Source organism: Bradyrhizobium sp. WYCCWR 12699 (genome assembly GCF_032144035.1).
In the GTDB taxonomy this organism is placed as follows: Bacteria; Pseudomonadota; Alphaproteobacteria; order Rhizobiales; family Xanthobacteraceae; genus Bradyrhizobium.
Genome location: NZ_JAVTJN010000018.1, coordinates 1 through 2,536 on the forward strand (window position 1 = coordinate 1; position 2,536 = coordinate 2,536).

Genomic DNA, 2,536 nt, shown 5'->3' on the forward strand with positions numbered 1-2,536 from the left:
GATTGAACGAACCCGCTACGCGGCAGTAGGGGGCAAACCTGCTGAACTGAGGTGTCCTGTCTGAGAGGATGTTGGTCTTCGCACCACCCCTCTCAAGACAGGAGACCCAGATGGCTACGATGAGCCCTCTTCGGCAGCGCATGATCGAGGACATGACGGTCCGCAATCTGTCGCCGTCGACTCAACAATCCTATATCTATGCGATCGCAAAGTTTAGCCGCCATTTCGGCTATGCCCCGGACCGGTTGAGTTTCGAGCAGGTCCGCGCCTACCAACTACATCTCATCGGCCAAAAGCGCTCGTGGTCCCACATCAATCAGGTGGCCTGCGCGCTGCGGTTCTTCTACGGCGTCACACTCGGGCAGACGGAGGCATTCGAGCGGATCATTGGTGGCCAGAAGCCCGACAAGCTCCCGCTCGTGCTTAGTGCCGAAGAGATCGAGCGCTTCCTGGACGCGGTTACAGGGGTGCGCAATCGCGTCGTGCTGGCGACGGCTTATGCGGCTGGCTTACGGGTTAGTGAAGTCGTCCGCCTGAAGGTGAGCTCGATCGACAGCAAGCGAATGTTGATCCACATCGAGAACGGTAAGGGCGGCAGGGATCGTTACGCGATGCTTTCTCCGCGACTGCTGGAGATTCTGCGTACGTACTGGATGCGAGCCCGACCGGGGCTGTGGCTATTTCCAGGCCAAGACCCAAGTGAACATGTCAGCGTCCGCTGCGTCCAGGCGGCCTGCCGCGCCGCCCGCCGCCGCGCTCGGCTTGCCAAGCCGATTACTGTCCATACGCTCCGGCACTCGTTTGCGACCCATCTCCTGGAAAGCGGGATCGACATTCGCATCATTCAAGTTCTGCTCGGACATGCCGACCTGGGATCGACCGCGCGCTACGCTCAGGTTGCGACCAACCTGCTCGCCCGCACGACCAGCCCATTCGATGGACTCTCCGTCAGGGTGATCCCACCCGACTGAGCTGCGCATATGCGCCCCGTGCTCGAGGTGGCGGACATCCTCCGCCGCCACGGCGGCGCCTTCCGTGCCGCGCAGGGTCCTCGGCTGTCCTCCGATCAGCGCCGTGTGATGGCGGCCATCGAGGCGTGTCGCACAGCGACGCTCGGCGGCCACGTCGAGCGGTGCGACGACTGCGGCCTGGTCCGCGTCGCCTATAACAGCTGTCGCGATCGGCACTGTCCAAAGTGCCAAGCGCTCGCGCGCGCCCAATGGCTCGCCGAGCGCCAGGCCGACCTGCTGCCGGTCCCCTATTTCCATGTCGTCTTCACCGTGCCGGCGCCGGTGGCCGCCATCGCGCTGCAGAACAAGACGGCGGTCTACGACATCCTGCTCAAGGCAGCAGCCGAGACGATCCGTCTCATCAGCGCCGACCCGAAGCATCTCGGTGCCGAGACCGGGATGATCGCCATTCTCCATACCTGGGGCCAGACCCTGACGCATCATCCGCATGCCCATTGCCTCGTGCCAGGCGGCGGGATCGCCCCTGATGGAAGCTGGGTTCATTGTCGCCCCGGCTTCTTCCTTCCCGTTCGCGTCCTGTCACGATTGTATCGTCGGCTGTTCCTGGAGCGCCTGCAGGCGGCGTTCAATGGCACCAAGCTCCAGTTCTTCGGCCATCTCGCGCACCTCGTCGAGCCAGCGGCATTCGCCCGCCATCTAACCGCCCTCCGCAAGGTCGAGTGGGTCGTCTACGCCAAGCGTCCCTTCGGCGGACCAGAACAGGTTCTGGCCTATCTCGGGCGCTACACCCATCGCGTTGCAATCGCCAACGGCCGGCTCCTTACCTGTGACCAGGGCCACGTCCGCTTCCGGTGGAAGGATTATCGCGCTGGCAACAGATCCAAAGTGATGACGCTCGACACTGAGGAGTTCCTTCGTCGCTTTCTGCTCCACGTATTGCCGAAGGGGTTTCGCCGCATCCGTCATTTTGGCTTCCTGGCGAACGCCTGCCGCGTCGCCAAACTCGCGCGCATCCGAGCGGCGCTAAAGGCGCCAGAGCCGCCTCCGCCTGCCGAAGCTGTCGACTATCGTGAGCGCTGCGCCATCCTCATTGGTCACCGCCTCGACTTGTGCCCCATCTGCGGAGGCCGCATGGTCGAGATTGGGCCTGTGCCGCGTGCGCAAACGCCGCGACGCGCAGCACCTCGCTGCGATACATCATGACCGACTACCTCGACTTGTTCGCTCCCACTGCAGGCATCGCCATGCCGACGTTCTCCGTCGGAACGATCAAGCACGCTCACAACGCGCGGCGAACGGGCGATAGTCAGCCGCTTGGGCTTGACGCGCCGTTCGACGCTATCGACGCCGGCATCCTCTGCTGCCAATATCAACGGCAATCTGCGGCCACACTCGCTCGCGGGCCCGACATCGGGTCAATCGCGCCTACCGGCGCCTAGATCGAGCCCCCATAGGTCCTCGCTCACAAGACGCGGCTTCGTTCAATCCAGCTTCAAATAGGTCCCGCGCTGGACTTGCGGCGAGATCTGCGACGCGGGACCTATTTGAACCCTCCAGTATTCCGA

Annotated in this window: 3 protein-coding genes; all 3 read left to right on the forward strand. The window is 63.3% G+C overall.

What is annotated here, in order from left to right; all coding sequences use genetic code 11:
* The first annotated feature begins 110 nt into the window (after positions 1 to 110).
* From RPS27_RS09050 to RPS27_RS09060, 3 genes are read left to right on the forward strand one after another with little or no spacing between them, the layout of a single operon-like run.
* Positions 111 to 971 (forward strand): site-specific integrase, encoded by an 861-nt coding sequence (locus RPS27_RS09050; protein ID WP_164935788.1) that lies wholly within the window; start codon positions 111 to 113, stop codon positions 969 to 971.
* Between the two features lie 9 nt (positions 972 to 980).
* Complete coding sequence (locus tag RPS27_RS09055; protein WP_128929833.1) at positions 981 to 2,174, forward strand: IS91 family transposase; 1,194 nt, start codon at positions 981 to 983, stop codon at positions 2,172 to 2,174.
* Positions 2,171 to 2,410 carry a hypothetical protein gene (locus RPS27_RS09060; protein ID WP_128929832.1) on the forward strand — a complete coding sequence of 80 codons (240 nt, stop codon included), beginning with the start codon at positions 2,171 to 2,173 and terminating at the stop codon, positions 2,408 to 2,410. Before RPS27_RS09055 ends, RPS27_RS09060 begins: the two co-directional genes overlap by 4 nt.
* Positions 2,411 to 2,536 lie beyond the last annotated feature (126 nt).

Excerpts from the sequence above, each read along its gene's own strand:
- RPS27_RS09050 (WP_164935788.1), top strand. The coding sequence starts at position 111 with ATGGCTACGATGAGCCCTCTTCGGCAGCGCATGATCGAGGACATGACG.
- RPS27_RS09055 (WP_128929833.1), top strand. The coding sequence starts at position 981 with ATGCGCCCCGTGCTCGAGGTGGCGGACATCCTCCGCCGCCACGGCGGC.
- RPS27_RS09060 (WP_128929832.1), top strand. The coding sequence starts at position 2,171 with ATGACCGACTACCTCGACTTGTTCGCTCCCACTGCAGGCATCGCCATG.